The 15,325-nt window shown below is 66.8% G+C and carries 14 protein-coding genes; 6 read left to right on the plus strand and 8 right to left on the minus strand.

Features of this window, described 5'->3' with window-relative positions; all coding sequences use genetic code 11:
• Both gltA and gltX read right to left on the minus strand, forming a co-directional pair.
• On the minus strand, positions 1–1,302 hold the full coding sequence (gltA, locus tag Q9R14_RS05110) for a citrate synthase (protein WP_045811199.1): 1,302 nt from the start codon (positions 1,300–1,302) through the stop codon (positions 1–3).
• Positions 1,303–1,368: 66 nt separating this feature from the next.
• Positions 1,369–2,784 carry a glutamate--tRNA ligase gene (gltX, locus tag Q9R14_RS05115; RefSeq protein ID WP_306003694.1) on the minus strand — a complete coding sequence of 472 codons (1,416 nt, stop codon included), beginning with the start codon at positions 2,782–2,784 and terminating at the stop codon, positions 1,369–1,371.
• 66 nt (positions 2,785–2,850) lie between these two features.
• On the opposite strand from gltX, the gene Q9R14_RS05120 reads away from it, so the two are divergent.
• Positions 2,851–4,968 (plus strand): ComEC/Rec2 family competence protein, encoded by a 2,118-nt coding sequence (locus tag Q9R14_RS05120; protein WP_306003695.1) that lies wholly within the window; start codon positions 2,851–2,853, stop codon positions 4,966–4,968.
• Here Q9R14_RS05120 and lexA read toward each other — a convergent pair.
• The 4 genes from lexA to Q9R14_RS05140 all read right to left on the minus strand — a co-directional run bounded on the left by lexA (position 4,949) and on the right by Q9R14_RS05140 (position 8,187).
• A complete protein-coding gene (gene lexA, locus Q9R14_RS05125; protein WP_039247444.1) occupies positions 4,949–5,647 on the minus strand; it encodes a transcriptional repressor LexA in 699 nt (232 codons plus the stop codon). The genes Q9R14_RS05120 and lexA overlap by 20 nt on opposite strands.
• A 118-nt stretch (positions 5,648–5,765) precedes the next feature.
• The gene (gene trpC, locus Q9R14_RS05130; protein WP_306003696.1) at positions 5,766–6,560 is read right to left on the minus strand and encodes an indole-3-glycerol phosphate synthase TrpC; all 795 of its coding nucleotides are present in this window, start codon (positions 6,558–6,560) and stop codon (positions 5,766–5,768) included.
• The gene (gene trpD / locus Q9R14_RS05135; protein WP_306003697.1) at positions 6,557–7,594 is read right to left on the minus strand and encodes an anthranilate phosphoribosyltransferase; all 1,038 of its coding nucleotides are present in this window, start codon (positions 7,592–7,594) and stop codon (positions 6,557–6,559) included. Before trpD ends, trpC begins: the two co-directional genes overlap by 4 nt.
• A gap of 2 nt (positions 7,595–7,596) precedes the next feature.
• Entirely contained in the window at positions 7,597–8,187 is a 591-nt protein-coding gene (locus tag Q9R14_RS05140) for an aminodeoxychorismate/anthranilate synthase component II (RefSeq protein ID WP_295171191.1), read from the minus strand.
• An 88-nt stretch (positions 8,188–8,275) separates the two neighbouring features.
• Between Q9R14_RS05140 and Q9R14_RS05145 the strand changes: the two genes are divergently transcribed.
• On the plus strand, positions 8,276–8,479 hold the full coding sequence (locus tag Q9R14_RS05145; RefSeq protein WP_295183835.1) for a peptidoglycan-binding protein: 204 nt from the start codon (positions 8,276–8,278) through the stop codon (positions 8,477–8,479).
• Here Q9R14_RS05145 and trpE read toward each other — a convergent pair.
• Positions 8,476–9,993: an anthranilate synthase component I gene (gene trpE / locus Q9R14_RS05150; protein WP_306003698.1), complete on the minus strand. Its 1,518-nt coding sequence runs from the start codon at positions 9,991–9,993 to the stop codon at positions 8,476–8,478. The genes Q9R14_RS05145 and trpE overlap by 4 nt on opposite strands.
• Positions 9,990–11,897 carry a peptidylprolyl isomerase gene (locus Q9R14_RS05155; protein ID WP_306003699.1) on the minus strand — a complete coding sequence of 636 codons (1,908 nt, stop codon included), beginning with the start codon at positions 11,895–11,897 and terminating at the stop codon, positions 9,990–9,992. The genes trpE and Q9R14_RS05155 overlap by 4 nt, the downstream gene beginning before the upstream one ends.
• A gap of 140 nt (positions 11,898–12,037) precedes the next feature.
• Here Q9R14_RS05155 and tpiA point away from each other — a divergent pair, with 140 nt between their 5' ends.
• From tpiA to Q9R14_RS05175, 4 genes are all read left to right on the plus strand, one after another.
• Complete coding sequence (tpiA, locus tag Q9R14_RS05160; RefSeq protein WP_306003700.1) at positions 12,038–12,790, plus strand: triose-phosphate isomerase; 753 nt, start codon at positions 12,038–12,040, stop codon at positions 12,788–12,790.
• Positions 12,791–12,854: 64 nt separating this feature from the next.
• Positions 12,855–13,286 carry a preprotein translocase subunit SecG gene (secG, locus tag Q9R14_RS05165; RefSeq protein WP_017503940.1) on the plus strand — a complete coding sequence of 144 codons (432 nt, stop codon included), beginning with the start codon at positions 12,855–12,857 and terminating at the stop codon, positions 13,284–13,286.
• Positions 13,287–13,408: 122 nt separating this feature from the next.
• On the plus strand, positions 13,409–15,061 hold the full coding sequence (locus tag Q9R14_RS05170) for a CTP synthase (RefSeq protein ID WP_045811188.1): 1,653 nt from the start codon (positions 13,409–13,411) through the stop codon (positions 15,059–15,061).
• Between the two features lie 98 nt (positions 15,062–15,159).
• A complete protein-coding gene (locus tag Q9R14_RS05175; protein WP_165116665.1) occupies positions 15,160–15,324 on the plus strand; it encodes a hypothetical protein in 165 nt (54 codons plus the stop codon).
• Position 15,325: the final 1 nt, after the last annotated feature.

The following is a 15,325-nucleotide window of genomic DNA, read 5'->3' on the forward strand; positions in this document are numbered from 1 at the left end:
TCAGCCGCGCTGTTCGATCGGCACATAATCGCGCTGGGTCGGGCCCGTGTAGAGCTGACGCGGGCGACCGATCTTCTGCGACGGATCGGCCATCATTTCCTGCCACTGCGAGATCCAGCCCACGGTGCGGGCCAAGGCGAACAGAACGGTGAACATGGTGGTCGGGAAGCCCATCGCCGACAGGGTGATGCCCGAATAGAAGTCGACGTTCGGGAACAGCTTGCGCGAGGTGAAGTATTCGTCCGACAGGGCGACCTTCTCCAACTCCTTGGCGACGAGGAACAGCGGATCGTTTTCGCGGCCCGTGGCGGCCAGCACTTCATAGGCCGACTGCTGCATGACCTTCGCACGCGGGTCGTAGTTCTTGTACACGCGGTGGCCGAAGCCCATCAGCTTGTACTTGCGATCCTTCACGCCCTGAATGAACTCCGGGATCTTGTCCGGGGTGCCGATTTCCTTGAGCATCGTCAGCGCTTCTTCGTTGGCGCCGCCGTGCGACGGGCCCCACAGGCAGGCGATGCCGGCGGCGATACAGGCGAACGGATTGGCGCCCGACGAACCGGCGAGACGCACGGTCGAGGTCGAGGCGTTCTGTTCGTGGTCGGCGTGCAGGGTGAAGATGCGGTCCATGGCGCGAACCAGGGCGGGATCGACGTGATAGTCCTCGGCCGGCACGGCGAAGCACATGCGCAGGAAGTTCTCGGCGTAGGACAGGTCGTTGCGCGGCGAAACGAACGGCTGGCCGATATGGTATTTGTAGGCGCGGGCCGCGATCGTGGGCATCTTGGCGATCAGGCGAATGGCCGAGATGTCACGCTGGATCGGATCGTGGATGTCCAGGCTGTCGTGATAGAAGGCCGACAGGGCGCCGACGGTGCCGACCATGATGGCCATCGGGTGGGCGTCGCGGCGGAAGCCTTCGAAGAAGCGATCGAACTGGCTGTGCAGCATCGTGTGGGTGGTGATGCTGTTTTCGAACTTCTCGTACTGAGCGGCGGTCGGCAGTTCGCCATGCAGCAGCAGGTGGCAGACCTCCACGAAGTTCGACTTCGATGCCAGTTGGTCGATCGGATAGCCGCGGTGCAGCAGCACGCCGGCGTCGCCGTCGATATAGGTCAGGGCCGATTCACAGGCCGCCGTCGAGGTGAAGCCGGGATCGAAGGTGAAGGCGCCCGTTCCCGCATAGAGTTTGCGGATGTCGATGACGTCCGGGCCGGTGGAGCCCGAAAGGACCGGCAACTCGATCGTCTTGTCCTCGAAGGACAGGGTCGCCGAGCCGGCGGGTTTGGCTTGTTCAGTCATGAATGCCCCTTTGCATCACACGTCCAGGCGCGGGGAGGCGTCGGCCGCTTTTTGGTTTGTGGGTGATCACTTAGTCTGTTGCAGCGCATCATCCAAGCGCCCGAGACTTTCGTCGCGCCCAAGAGCCGACAAAGTTCGTGCAATATCAGGTGATGTTGACCCTGCGGTAAGCGCCGCGCGCATCGGCGGGCCGATTTTTCCGAACCCGACGCCCTCGGATTCCGCAAAGGCCTTGAGCTCGGCTTCCAGCGCGAAGACATCCCAGGATTGGAACAGGGACAGCCGCTCGCGCAGGCGGCCTAGGCGATCCAAGGTTTCCCCCGACAGCAGCGCCTTCGCCTTGTCGTCCAGGGTCAGCGGGCGCGATTTCAGGACGAAGGCGGTTTGGTCGGCCAGATCGAGGATCGTCTTGGCGCGGTCCTTGACGAAAGGCATGGCGCGCTGGAGCCGGGTTTCGTCCGCCTCCGCCAGGGCGTGGCCCTTCTGCAGATGCGCATCCAGCGTCAGCTTGGCGAGCCGTTCATCGTCGGCGAGGCGCAGCCAGTGCGAATTGACGTGGGCCAGTTTGTCGAAGTCCAGACGGGCCGGCGCCTTGCCGATGCCGGCGAGATCGAACCATGCGATGGCTTGGGCGTCGCTGAACAGTTCGTCGTCGCCGTGCGCCCAGCCCAGGCGAGCCAGATAGTTGCGCATGGCCTCGGGCAAATAGCCCATTTCGGCATATTCATGCACCGCCTGGGCGCCGTGACGCTTCGACAACTTGGCGCCGTCCGGTCCATGGATCAGGGGGATGTGGGCGAAGGTCGGACGCGTCCAGCCCAGCGCATCGTAGATCAGGCTCTGGCGCGCGGCGTTGTTCAGATGGTCGTCGCCGCGAATGACGTGGGTCACCCCCATGTCGTGGTCGTCCACGACGACGGCGAGATTATAGGTCGGCGCGCCGTCCGAACGCAGCAGCACCAGATCGTCCAGGTCGTCGGTCGACCAGTTCACGTCACCCTGGACCTCATCGGCCACCGTGACTGTGGTCGCCTTTGGCCGCCGGAAGCGCACGACGTGGGGCAGCGCCAGGTCGTCCACAGTCGGCTCGCGGTCGCGCCAGGGCGATTCGAAGGTGCGCTTTTCAGCCTTGGCCTCGTCACGCAGACGATCGGTTTCCTCGGCCGAGGTAAAGTCGCGATAGGCATGTCCGGTTTCGAGCAGCTGATCGACCACCTGGCGGTGGCGGTCGGCCCGGCTGAACTGAAACAGCGGCTCTTCGTCGGCGAACAGCTCCAGCCAGCTCAGGCCGTCAAAAATGGCCTTCACCGCCTCATCGGTCGAGCGTTCGCGGTCGGTATCCTCGACACGGATCAGGAAACGTCCAGCGTGTCTCCTGGCGTACAACCAGTTGAATAAAGCGGTTCTCGCCCCGCCGATATGCAGATAGCCTGTCGGCGAGGGGGCGAAGCGGGTGACGACAGTCGAGGAAGGTGAGGTCATGGGGGAGGGTCCGTAAGCGAGGCCCTTATACGCCCCGATGCGGCAAAACCTACCCCCGCTGCGCGATTGCGAGCCTGGCTGCACGCCGAAGTCGCCGCCCAGACACTGAGATGGCGGCTATGGGCGCCGGTCGCATTCGGCGCAGGCGGCGGCGTCTATTTCGCCCTGCGTGCCGAGCCGGTCTTGTGGCCCTTGTTGTTGGGCGCCGCCTTGGCCTTTGGGCTGTGGGTCGTGGCGCGCCGGCGTGGCGGGTCGCGGCGCCTGACCTCGCTGCTCTTGATGCTGGCCTGCGTTTCAGGCGGGCTGGCGGCGGCCAAGGTGCGCACCGAAGCTGTCGCCGCACCGATCGCGCCTGCCCTCAGCGAACCGACCGTGATCGAGGCCTGGGTCGTCGATGTCGACAGCCCGGGTCAGCGAGGCGCGCGGGTCGTGATCGCGCCGGTCTGGATTCGCGGACTGACGCCCGAGCAGACGCCGGTCCGCTTGCGGGCGACGGTGCGGGGCCACCCGCCGCGGCCGGGTGAGGCGATCCGCCTGTTCGGCATTCTGAATCCGCCGCCAGCGCCGGCCAGTCCCGGCGCGTACGATTTCGGGCGCAACGCATTCTTCCAAGGCATGGGCGGCGTGGCGTTCGCCTTGGGTGAAACGCGTGGGGCCGATCTGGCCCCGCCGCCGTGGCGCCTTCGACTTGAAATGGCGGTCAACGGCGCCCGCTTCGCACTGGCCGAGCGGATCGTGGCACGGCTCGGCGAACGGACCGGCGGGATCGCCGCCGCCATGACCACCAGCCATGAAACCTGGATCAGTCAGGCGGACATGGATGTGATGCGCGATTCCGGCCTGGCGCACATCCTGTCGGTGTCAGGGCTGCATATGGCCATCGTCGGCGGTTTCGTCTTCTTCGCCGTGCGGCTGGGCGTCGCGGCCTGGCCCTGGTTGGCCCTGCGGGTTCACGGCAAGAAGGTCGCGGCTTTGGCGGGCCTCACGGCGGTCGGGGTCTATCTGGTGGTGTCGGGCGCACCGCCTCCGGCCGAGCGGGCCGCCATCACCGCCTCCATCGCCTTTCTCGCCATCCTGCTGGATCGGCAGGCTGTGACGATGCACGGCCTGGCGGTCGCGGCCTTCATCGTTTTGGCTATTCAGCCTGAAGCCATCGTCACGCCGGGTTTCCAGATGTCGTTCGCGGCGACGGCGGCCTTGGTCGCCCTGGCCGAGGCCTGGCCGAAGCGCCCGCGCGAAATATCCGCGCCTTGGCCGATCATGGCAGTCCAACGGCTAGGCGGTTGGTTGACGGCGGCTGTGGCGGCCAGCGTCGTCGCAGGATTGGCGACGGGACCGTTCGCCATGCAGCATTTCAACCGCACCGCAATGTACGGACTACTCGCCAATCTCGGCACGTCGCCCGTGGCGGACTTCATCCTGATGCCAGCGCTGGCTCTGGGCGCAGCGCTCGAGCCCTTGGGGCTGGGGGGACCGTTCTTGGCGGTCGCGGGATGGGGCGTCGATCTGATGCTGGCGATCGGCGCCTGGACGGCGGGGTTGCCCGGCGCGGTCAGAACGGTCGCCAGCGCGCCGAACTATGTCCTGCCGATCGCTTTTCTGGGCGTGCTGTTCGTCTGTCTGTGGCAGGGCCGCCTGCGATGGTTGGGACTGCCGTTCGCAGCCGCCGTCCTGATCTGCCCGCGTGAACCGACGCCGGACCTTTGGATTGGCGATGGCGGGACGAACGCCGCCTTTCGCCGTGACCAGGCGGCGGTCGTCTTGCGGCCTGGCGTGCGTGAGTTTGCAGTCGATCTCTGGTCACGAAGACGGGGGCTGACCATGACGGACCGGTCGAAGACGGGCTGGGTCTGCGACCGTTTCTCCTGTCGACCGGAAGCCGATGAGACCGGGCCCGTAGCAATCTGGTGGGGGCGGAAGTCGCCGAGCTCCGATCAGATGGAGATGTTATGCCGCGCAGCGCCCGTCGTCAGCGTCCGCGCCGTCGTCACCTCAATTCCAAGCGCCTGTCAGGATCGCCTTGTTTTGGACGGCGTCGACTTTGCGCGAGGCGGGGCGGTGGAGTTGTGGCGCGTTCGTTCGGGTGAGCCGGATCGATGGCGCGCGGTGTGGACGGCCGACGTTCGCGGCGACCGCCCCTGGACGTGTCAGTCCGATCCGGACGTCAGTGATAACGGCGCATGAGGCCGACCAGCTTGCCCTGAACGGCGACTTGATCGGAGCCGTAGATCTTGGTCTCGTAGTTGCGGTTGGCGGGTTCAAGCGCGATCGACGCCCCCTTCTTGCGAAGGCGCTTCAGCGTCGCCTGCTCGCCCTCGACCAGAGCCACCACGATCTCGCCGGAGGCGGCGTTGTCGGTCGATTTGATCACCACCATGTCGCCGTTCAGGATACCGGCTTCGATCATGGAGTCGCCTTCGATCTCCAGCAGGTAGTGCTCGCCAGAACCCAGCATCGATTCCGGAACCGGATAGCGGGCGGTTTCATGCTCGATCGCGTCGATCGGCGTGCCGGCGGCGATCTTGCCCATCAGCGGCAGTTCGCGGGTGTCGTTGGCCGCCATCGGAGCCGCAGGTCTGACACCGCCGCCGCCCTCGATGACGTCGGGCTTGAACCCGGCGCGACCGCGCGGCGCGCCGGCCGTCGCCTGCTCGGGCAGTTTCGTGACTTCCAAGGCGCGGGCGCGGTGAGCGAGACGGCGGATGAAGCCGCGTTCCTCCAGCGCCGTGATCAGCCGGTGAATGCCGGACTTGGAAGCCAGATCCAGCGCCTCCTTCATCTCGTCGAACGACGGGGAGACGCCGGTCTCCTGGATGCGTTCGTGGATGAACATCAGCAGTTCGTGCTGTTTGCGCGTGAGCATCGCCAGGCCCTCATGCGCCCGCCGACGAATCGGAACGGGCCGTGAACATTTGTCGATGTTCTGTAAGTGTTCCTTGCTAATGTCAACTTAACGGCGAGGCTTGCCGCCGCGCCTCGGCTCAGACCGCCAGCAGCTGACGGGTGGCGGCCTCGACATCGGCCTGCCGCATCAGGCTTTCGCCAACCAGGATCGCCTGGGCATGGGCAGCCGAGACGCGCGCCACATCGTCGGGCGTGAAGATGCCGCTCTCGGCGACCAGCAGAGCGCGAACGGGGCTGAGCATCGACAGCCGTTCCGTGGTTTCCAGATCGACCTCGAACGTGCGCAGGGAGCGATTATTGACCCCCACCAGATCGCCGCCGAGCGCACAGGCGCGCGCCATTTCTTCCTCGTCGTGCGTCTCGATCAGCGCGTCCATGCCGAATCGCTCGGCCTCGAACAGCAGTTCGGCCGCCAGGCTGTTATCGATCATGGCGAGGATGATCAGGATGCAGTCGGCGCCAAGGGCGCGGCTTTCGGCGACTTGCCAGGGATCGACCAGGAAATCCTTGCGCAGGCAGGGCAGGGCGACGGCCTCGCGGGCCTGGGCCAGATAGGCGTCGTCGCCCTGGAAGCTGGGGCCATCGGTCAGCACCGACAGACAGGCCGCGCCGCCAGCCTCATAGGCGCGGGCCAGAGCCGGCGGATCGAAATCGGGCCGGATCAGGCCCTTGGAGGGGCTGGCCCTTTTTATCTCGGCGATCAGGGCAGGACGTCCGGTTTCCTCTCCGACCCGCTCCAACGCAGCGCGAAAGCCGCGCGGGGCCGATGCGGCGCGGGCCAAGGCTTCGATCGCGTCCTGCGAAGTCGCTGCCTTGCGGGCGGCGACGTCCTCGCGCTTGTAGGCGGCGATGCGGTCCAGAACGTCGGTCATGCGGGCTCTTCGCTTTCCAGCGGCGTGGAGGTGATGCGGGCCAGGCGATCCAGCGCCTCGGCGGCTCGACCGTCATCGATCGCGGCAGCGGCGAGTGCGGCGCCCTCGCCCAGATCGGCCGCGCGATCGGACACCACGAGGGCGGCGGCGGCGTTTAGCAGGACGATGTCGCGGTAGGGTCCGGCCGCGCCGGCCAGAAGCGCGCGCAGGGCCACGGCGTTCTCCTCGGCGTCGCCGCCACGGATGTCTGCGATGGAGGCGCGCGGCAGGCCGGCGTCCTCGGGCATGACCTGGAAGCGGCGAACCGCGCCATCCTTCCATTCGGCGACGTCCGTAGGGCCGGAAGTCGCCAATTCGTCCAAGCCTTGGCCGTGAACGGTCCAGGCCCGGGTCGCGCCCAGCCGGCCCAGCACCTCGGCCAGCGGCTCCAGCAGGCGCGGATCATAGACGCCCATGACCTGTCGCCTTGCAGACGCCGGGTTCGAAAGCGGTCCCAACAGGTTGAAGACGGTGCGAAAACCGATCTCGGCCCGCACCGGTCCGACATGACGCATCGCCCCGTGATAGGCAGGCGCGAACAGGAAGCAGATCCCGGCCTCGTCCAGCGCCTTCTTCTGCTGCGCCTGCGACGCCATCAGGTTCACGCCCAGGATCGACAGGACGTCGGAAGAGCCTGATTTCGATGACATCGCCCGATTGCCATGCTTGGCGACCTTCAGACCGGCGCCGGCCAGAACCAGGGCTGCGGCGGTCGAGATATTGTAGGTGTGCTGACCGTCGCCCCCGGTGCCGCAGGTGTCGATCACCTCATAGGGGTGATCCAGCGTCAGGGCGGCCTCGCGCATGGCGCCGGCGAAGGCGGCGATCTCGTCCACGGTCTCGCCGCGCATCCGCATGGCGGTGACGGCGGCGGCGACTTGCGACGGGGTCGGCTCGCCGCGCAGACAGGCGGCGAAGAAGTCGTGCGCCTGCTGGGACGTCAGGGGATGGCCCTCGACCAGTCGGGCGAGGATCGGCTTGAACCCGTCGCCCACGGTCAGGCGGCCGCGAGGCGCTTTACGCCAGCGATCTCGAGGAAGTTGGCCAGCATGTCGTGACCGTGTTCGGTGGCGATGGATTCGGGGTGGAACTGCACACCGTGGATCGGGCGGGTGCGATGCTGCAAACCCATGATCTCGCCGTCGGCGGTCCAGGCGGTGACCTCCAGGTCGTCGGGCAGGGTTTCGCGCTTGACCGCCAGCGAGTGATAGCGTGTGGCGGTGAAGGGCGAGGGCAGGCCGGCGAAGACGCTCTGGCCCTCGTGCAGGATCGGCGAGGTCTTGCCGTGCATCAGGGTCTTGGCGCGAATGACGTCGCCGCCGAAGGCCTGGCCGATGGCCTGATGACCCAGGCACACGCCCAGGATCGGCATCGATTCTGGCGCGGTCGTGATCAACGGCAGGCAGATGCCCGCCTGATCGGGCGCGCACGGGCCGGGCGACAGCAGAACGGCGGCGGGGTTCAGCGCCCATGCCTCGTCCACCGTCAGGTCGTCGTTGCGCACCACATGCGTCGGCGCGCCCAACTCCGCGAGGTAGTGGACGAGGTTGTAGGTGAAGCTGTCGTAGTTATCGACGACGAGGATCATGGCTTGGCTTCTAGGCGTGACGCGCGTCCGCGCCAAGCGGGCGCGGCCTTAAAGCGCATTTTAACTCGGCGGGACTAGGACTGAGCGCGTGAAACTCGCCGCTGAAAAAGACATCGCCGCCAAGATCGCCGCCGCCAAGGCGAAGCTGGTCGTGGTCGAAACCAAGCCCAACCCCGTCGCCGCGCTTGGCGCAGCCGCCCTTGCAGCGACCGCAGCGGTTTTGATGGCCGGGGTCGTCATCATCGGCCCCGGCGTGCAGTTCAACGACCCGGCAATGACGATTTCGCGCTAGCGATTGCCGGTCCGAAAGCGCCAGGCGTCTTCCGCCGCCCGCATCGGCGCGCGCGCCTTGTGCTGGGTCTCGGCATATTCGGCCGCGGGGTCGCTGTCGGCGACGACGCCGGCCCCGGCCTGAACAAAGATCCGGTCGTCTGCGAACAGGGCGGTGCGCAGGGTGATGCAGATGTCCGCCTCGCCGCCGGCCGAAATATATCCGACGCCGCCGCCGTAACCGACGCCGCGCTTTTCGCTTTCCAGTTCGTCGATAATCTCCATCGCGCGCACCTTGGGCGCGCCCGACAGGGTGCCGGCGGGCAGGGCGGCCAGCAGCGTGTCCACGGCGTCCAGCCTTGGGTCGGCCTTGCCGCGCACGTTGGAGACGATGTGCATGACCTGGCTGTAGCGTTCGACGACGAAGCTCTCGGTGACCTCGACCGTGCCGGGCGCCGCGACGCGGCCCACATCGTTGCGGCCCAGGTCGAGCAGCATCAGGTGCTCGGCCAGCTCTTTCGGATCGGCCAGCAGTTCGGCTTCCAGCGCCTTGTCCACCTCAGGCGTCGCGCCGCGCATGCGGGTGCCGGCCAGCGGCCGGATCGTGACCTCGCCGTCCTTGAGCCGAACCAGGATCTCGGGGCTGGAGCCGGCGAGCTGGAAGCCTTCGAAGTTCAGATAGAACAGATAGGGCGAGGGGTTCTGGCGACGCAGCGAGCGATAGAAGGCGAACGGATCGTCAGTCCAAGGCGCGGAGAATCGGTGGCTGAGCACGACCTGGAAGATGTCGCCGGCGCCGATGTAGTCCTTGGCCCTGGCGACCATCTCGCCGAAAGCTGGCTCGTCAATCGGCGAAGTGAAGACGGGAGGCGGCGTTTGCTGCGGAGCGGCGCGGACGGGCAGGGGTTCGCGCAAGGCCGTCTCGAACGCGTCCAGCCGCGCCGTCGCGGCGTCGAACGCCTCTTGCGCGGCGATGCCGGCGTCGGGATAGGCGGCCGACACCAGAACGATCTCGTGGCGGACCGAATCGAAGATGGCCACCAGCGACGGCCGCGTCAGCACGGCGTCGGGCAGATCGACAGGGTCAGGATTTGGTGCGCCCAGCGGTTCCAGCAGACGCACCATGTCGTAGCCGAAGACGCCGAACAGGCCGGCGGCCATCGGCGGCAAGCCCTCCGGCAGATCGAACTTCGACGCCGCGATCAGCGCGCGCAGGGACTGCAGCGCCGGCAGGGCTTCGGCCGTAAAGCGACCCTCCGCTATGGCGGACCCGCGCGACAGTTCCGCCGCATTGGATCGACAACGCCAGACCACATCGGGATCCAGCGTCAGGATGGAGTAGCGTCCCTTGACCGCGCCGCCCTCGACCGATTCCAGCAGGCAGGCGTACGGCCGATCGCGTCCCAGCTTCAGATAGGCCGAGACCGGGGTTTCCAGGTCGTCGATGACCCGGCGAACCAGGACCTGCGGCCGACCGGCCGAAAGGCCGGCGGCGAAGGCTTCGAACGTGATGTCGCGCGAAACGTCGTCGGTCATTGCGCCGGTGCGGCGGGCGTTGCGCCACCCGACAGACCCAGGGCCGACAGCGCCTGGGCCGGGTCGTTCTTGGCTTTGGAGCGCTGGGCGCCCGCCGAGACCGACGATTCGACCATGGCCTGCACCAACTCCTGCGTCAGGCGCGGGCGGACCTGCTCGGCCAGCGGACCGGCAACGGCCGGATTGGCGGCGCGGACGTTGTCGACGCGGCCGACCACATAGGCGGTCTGCGACGCCGGCTGCGAGAAGGCCTGGCCCTTGGACTGGCCGAACAGACCTTGAAGCACACCCTGACCCAAGGCTTCCTGGGTCTGCTGATTGCGGATGACCCCGGTGCGCACGGTCAGCGGCGCATTGACCGAGCGGGCGACCGCAGCGATGTCCTCGCCATTGCGCACGCGGGTCGTCAGTTCTTCAGCCTTGGCCGACAGGCGACGCATGGTCTCCCGCTGGATCCATTGGGCGGCCAGGGGCTCGCGCACCTCGGCCAAGGTCGGCAGGGCCGACGGGCGGATGTCGTTGACGCGCACGGCGAAATACTGGCCCTGACCGGCGTCGATGACGTCGCTCTCGCCGCCCTTGGTCAGGCTCCAGGCCGTCTCGAAGATTTGCGGCGGAGCGTTCAGCGCCTGACCGTTCGGCAGCTTGCCGTCCTTCGTGAAGGGCGGCAGATCGACGATGCGACCGCCGGCTTCGCGCGCCGCGTCAGCCAGGTTCTTGCCGGCCGTGCGGGCGGCTTCATACTTCTCGACCTTGGCGTAGGTCTGGGTCTTCACGTCCTCGGCGCGCAGTTCCTGGATCAGTTCCTCGCGAGCGCTGTCCAGCGTGGCGGGCGCGGCCGGCTGAACGGCCGTGACCTTGGCGACGGCGAAGCCGACACCGGCCTGGACCGGGTTGGACACCTGATTGGCTTGCAGGCCGAAGACGGCGGCAGCGGTCGCGGCGTCGCCGATGGCCGAGCGGGGGGTCTCGTTGAAGGCGGCCGGCGTGATGTTGTTGGCGCGACCGACGTCGGCGGGCGATTGGCCCGCACGCAGGGCGGCGGCGATCTTCTGCGCCGTCTCGCGGTTCGGCGCGGTCAGGGTGACGAAGGAGCGCGTCTCGGGCTTGCTCAGCGTGTCTTTCTTGAACTCGAAGCGCTCGCGGATGCGGTCTTCCGAGATCGGCGCATTGGCCGAAGCCTCAGGCGTGAACAGAACCACCGACACCATGCGGAACTCGGGCGCGCGCAAGCGGTCGGCGTTTTCCTGGATGAAGGCGTTCAACTGGGCGTCGGTCGGGGCGGGGATCTGACCGGCCATCGCCGGGGTGACCTCGAACCAACGACCGTCGCGGCTTTCGAAGGCGGAACCGGCCAGCAGCGCGCCATAGATGCGCGGCACGCGGGCGCCGGCGAAGACGGCGGCTCCGAAATGCTCCGTGGCGTATTGGTCGCGCAGGTCCTGCTCCAGCATGGCCGGGGTCAGGTTCTGCTGCGCGAGAGCCGCCTCATAAGCCTGCTGGTCGAACAGGCCGGTGACCGAGTTGAAGAAGGCCGGGATCTGGCGGATCTGCTTGACGATCAGCTCCTTGCCCGGGCGGATGCCGGCCTTGTAGGCCCAGTTCAGGAAGCCCAGCTGCTGCGTCTGCTCGGTCAGGAAGCGCACGTGGATGTTTTCCGCGACCAGCTCCTGGTTCGTCAGGGGACGGCCGACCTGCTGCTGCAGCCGTTCACGCACCTGATCGAAGGCCGTGCGGAACTCGGCCTCGTTCATCGAGCGGTCGCCTGCGTCGATGACGTGCTTCGGTCCCAAGTTGGAGAAGACATCCATCCGCGCGCCGACGATCACGAAGCTGATCGCGATCAGGACAAGCAGGGCGGCCGCCCATTTGGATCGAGAGAAGGCGCGGAAGGCGGTGAGCATTCGAAAACCCGGGACTGGCCGATGTTGGCGTCAATCGTCGCGTATAGTCGGGCCGGGGCCGCCGCTGCAAGGATGGCTTCGTGTCCGGATTGCGGCGGCGCCTCTTGGCTTGGCGGTTTTCGCCTTCTAGACAGGCGGCCATGAAACAATCCGTGAAGATGATCGTCGGCAATTGGAAGATGAACGGCGTCTCGGCCGCCCTGGCGCAGGCTGAAGCCATCAGCGACGCCGTCGGCACGACGAGGCAGGGCTGCCGTGTGGTGTTGTGCCCGCCGGCGACGCTCATCGACCGCATGCAGTCCGCCCTGGCGGGCAGCGGCGTGGCCGTGGGCGGTCAGGATTGCCATGAGAAGCCCGCCGGCGCCTTCACCGGCTCGGTATCGGCCGAAATGCTGGTCGACGCCGGCGCAACCGTGGTGATTCTGGGGCACTCCGAGCGACGCTCTGCGTTCGGCGAGACCGATGCGGACGTCGCCGCCAAGGTCGAGGCCGCCATCGCCGCCGGGCTGGAGCCCATCGTGTGCGTCGGTGAAACCCTACAGCAGCGGGAAGCGGGCGCCGCCATCGCCGTCGTGTCGCGTCAGGTCGCGGGCTCGCTGCCTTTAAGCCTGGCCGAGCGCGACTTCGCGGTGGCCTACGAACCCGTTTGGGCCATCGGGACGGGCCTGACCCCCACGCTGGATCAGATCGCCGAGGTCCACGCCGCCGTGCGCGCCGCCATCGTCGCAAAGCTGGGAGAAGGCGCTCGCACCGCGCCCATTCTGTATGGCGGTTCGGTCAAACCGGACAATGCGCGGGATATTCTGGCTACGCCGGAAGTCTGCGGCGCCCTGGTCGGCGGCGCGTCCTTGAAGGCCGAGGACTTCATGCCGATCGTCAACGCCGCCGCGTGACGTTTGCCCCTGGCGCGCTTCGATGATAGAGGCCGCCACTTGATCGGCGCAGATCCGCGCCCACATGAATGACGCCATGCTCCAGACCATCCTGCTCGTCGCCATCATCATCGTCGCCATCGCGCTGACGGGCATCGTCCTGCTTCAGAAGTCCGAGGGCGGCGCCCTGGGCATGGGCGGCGGTCCGTCGGGCTTCATGACCGCGCGCGGCGCCGGCAATCTTCTGACCGTCACCACCTGGTGGCTGGCGGCCGCGCTGTTCGCCCTGACGATCATTCTGACGGTCGTCGGCAATATGGACCGCGCGTCGGTGTCCGGCATCGACGCCGACGCCGTGGGTTCGCTGGCCACGACGCCGCAGACCCAGACGCAGCAGCCGGCCCAGCAACAGCCCGCTGCGCCGGCCAAACCGGCGACGCCCTCGCTGGATGATCTGGAAGCCAGCCTGCCGTCGGCCTCCACCGCTCCGGCGCCGGCCCAACAGCCCGCTCAGTAAGGCTCAGACAGAGACCCGAGTTTCAGAAAGCGCGCCGCAGGGCGCGCTTTCTTCTTTTGATCAACAGTTCGATTCGACGGCGGCATGACCGAGCCGCGAATCATGGAGTAAGGTGTCCCCCCATGGCTCGCTATGTGTTCATCACCGGCGGCGTGGTTTCCTCGCTAGGAAAAGGCCTCGCCTCCGCCGCTCTCGGCGCTCTTTTGCAGGCGCGCGGCTACAAGGTCCGCCTGCGCAAGCTCGATCCCTATCTGAACGTCGATCCGGGCACGATGAGCCCGTATCAGCACGGCGAGGTCTTCGTGACCGACGATGGCGCCGAAACCGACCTGGACCTGGGCCACTACGAGCGGTTCACCGGCGTTTCGGCGGCCAAGTCCGACAACATCACGACCGGCCGGATTTATTCGACCATTCTGGAGAAGGAGCGTCGCGGGGACTATCTGGGCGCGACGGTGCAGGTCATTCCGCACGTGACCGACCAGATCAAATCCTTTTGCCTGACGCCCGCCCTGACCGACGCGGGCGAAGACGTCGACTTCGTTCTGGTCGAGATCGGCGGCACGGTCGGCGACATTGAGGGGCTGCCGTTCTTCGAGGCGATCCGCCAGTTGGGGCAGGACCTGCCGCGCGGCCAAAGCTGCTTCGTTCACCTGACGCTGCTGCCGTTCATCAAGACGGCTGGGGAGATGAAGACCAAGCCGACCCAGCACTCGGTCAAGGAACTACGCTCCATCGGCATCCAGCCGGACATCCTGCTGTGCCGCTGCGAGCAGCCGATCCCGGCCGAGGAAAAGCGCAAGATCGGCCAGTTCTGCAACGTGCGCGAAAGCGGCGTCATTCAAGCAATGGACTCCGCTGACATCTATGCCGTGCCGCTGGACTATCACCGCGAGGGTCTGGACCGCGAAGTGCTGGCGCATTTCGGCATCAACGATGCGCCCGAGCCGGATCTGACCGGCTGGCAAGAGATCGCACGCCGCCGCCTGCAGCCCGACGGCGAGGTCACCATCGCCGTGGTCGGGAAATACACCGTCCTCAAGGACGCCTATAAGTCGCTGATCGAGGCCCTGCATCACGGCGGCGTGGCCAACAACGTCAAGGTCAACATCGACTGGGTCGAGGCCGACACCTTCGAAGGCGATCCCGAGGCCTGTGAGGAGCGTCTTCAGGGCGCGCACGCCGTCCTGGTGCCGGGCGGCTTCGGCGAGCGCGGCTCGGAAGGCAAGATCGAGGCGGCCCGCTTCGCCCGTGAGCGCAACATCCCTTACTTCGGCATCTGTTTCGGCATGCAGATGGCGGTGATTGAGGCCGCGCGGAACCTGGCCGGCTATCCCAAGGCCTCTTCCACCGAGTTCGGCCCGACCGCCGAGCCGGTCGTCGGCCTGATGACCGAATGGACCCAGGGCAACCAACGCGTCCTGCGTCAGCAAGGCGGCGATCTGGGCGGCACCATGCGGCTCGGGGCCTATGATTCGACTCTGGCTGCCGGGTCCAAGATCGCCGAGATCTACGGCTCGACTGCGATCAGTGAGCGTCACCGCCACCGCTACGAGGTCAACATCAACTATCGCGAGGCGATTGAGCAGAAGGGCGGCCTGGTCTTCGCCGGTCTCTCGCCTGACGGCGTTCTGCCCGAAACCGTCGAACGCCCGGACCATCCCTGGTTCATCGGCGTTCAGTATCACCCCGAGCTGAAGAGCCGTCCCTTCGCGCCGCACCCGCTGTTCGCCAGCTTCATCGGCGCGGCCGTGGTGCAGAGCCGCCTGGTCTGACGGAACGCGGTTCTCACAGACTCCATCGGGTCCGCGTTTTGCAGTAGATTGTCCGGAACGGATCGAATTGGCACGATCCGAATGCGGCGGGACCGTCGATGATCGGCGAGTTGCTTTATCACCTGCACCGGCACGTACGCCTGGTGCTGATCGCTGGAGCGCTGATGCTCGTGCTCGGCGTGGTCCTGGTCGGCTATGAAGCGCTACGGCTTCTGGACCAGCCGCCCGCCCGCCCGGCTGAAGCCGGGCAGGCCTTGAGCTAGG

This window comes from Brevundimonas sp. C43 (genome assembly GCF_030732185.1).
Taxonomy (GTDB): domain Bacteria; phylum Pseudomonadota; class Alphaproteobacteria; order Caulobacterales; family Caulobacteraceae; genus Brevundimonas; species Brevundimonas diminuta_C.

Coding starts and splice junctions, on each gene's coding strand:
- Q9R14_RS05175 (WP_165116665.1), top strand. CDS start 15,160: ATGATCGGCGAGTTGCTTTATCACCTGCACCGGCACGTACGCCTGGTG.
- lexA (WP_039247444.1), bottom strand. CDS start 5,647: ATGCTCACGCGCAAACAGCACGAACTGCTGATGTTCATCCACGAACGC.
- Q9R14_RS05155 (WP_306003699.1), bottom strand. CDS start 11,897: ATGCTCACCGCCTTCCGCGCCTTCTCTCGATCCAAATGGGCGGCCGCC.
- trpE (WP_306003698.1), bottom strand. CDS start 9,993: ATGACCGACGACGTTTCGCGCGACATCACGTTCGAAGCCTTCGCCGCC.
- gltX (WP_306003694.1), bottom strand. CDS start 2,784: ATGACCTCACCTTCCTCGACTGTCGTCACCCGCTTCGCCCCCTCGCCG.
- secG (WP_017503940.1), top strand. CDS start 12,855: ATGAATGACGCCATGCTCCAGACCATCCTGCTCGTCGCCATCATCATC.
- gltA (WP_045811199.1), bottom strand. CDS start 1,302: ATGACTGAACAAGCCAAACCCGCCGGCTCGGCGACCCTGTCCTTCGAG.
- Q9R14_RS05140 (WP_295171191.1), bottom strand. CDS start 8,187: ATGATCCTCGTCGTCGATAACTACGACAGCTTCACCTACAACCTCGTC.
- tpiA (WP_306003700.1), top strand. CDS start 12,038: ATGAAACAATCCGTGAAGATGATCGTCGGCAATTGGAAGATGAACGGC.
- trpC (WP_306003696.1), bottom strand. CDS start 6,560: ATGACCGACGTTCTGGACCGCATCGCCGCCTACAAGCGCGAGGACGTC.
- Q9R14_RS05170 (WP_045811188.1), top strand. CDS start 13,409: ATGGCTCGCTATGTGTTCATCACCGGCGGCGTGGTTTCCTCGCTAGGA.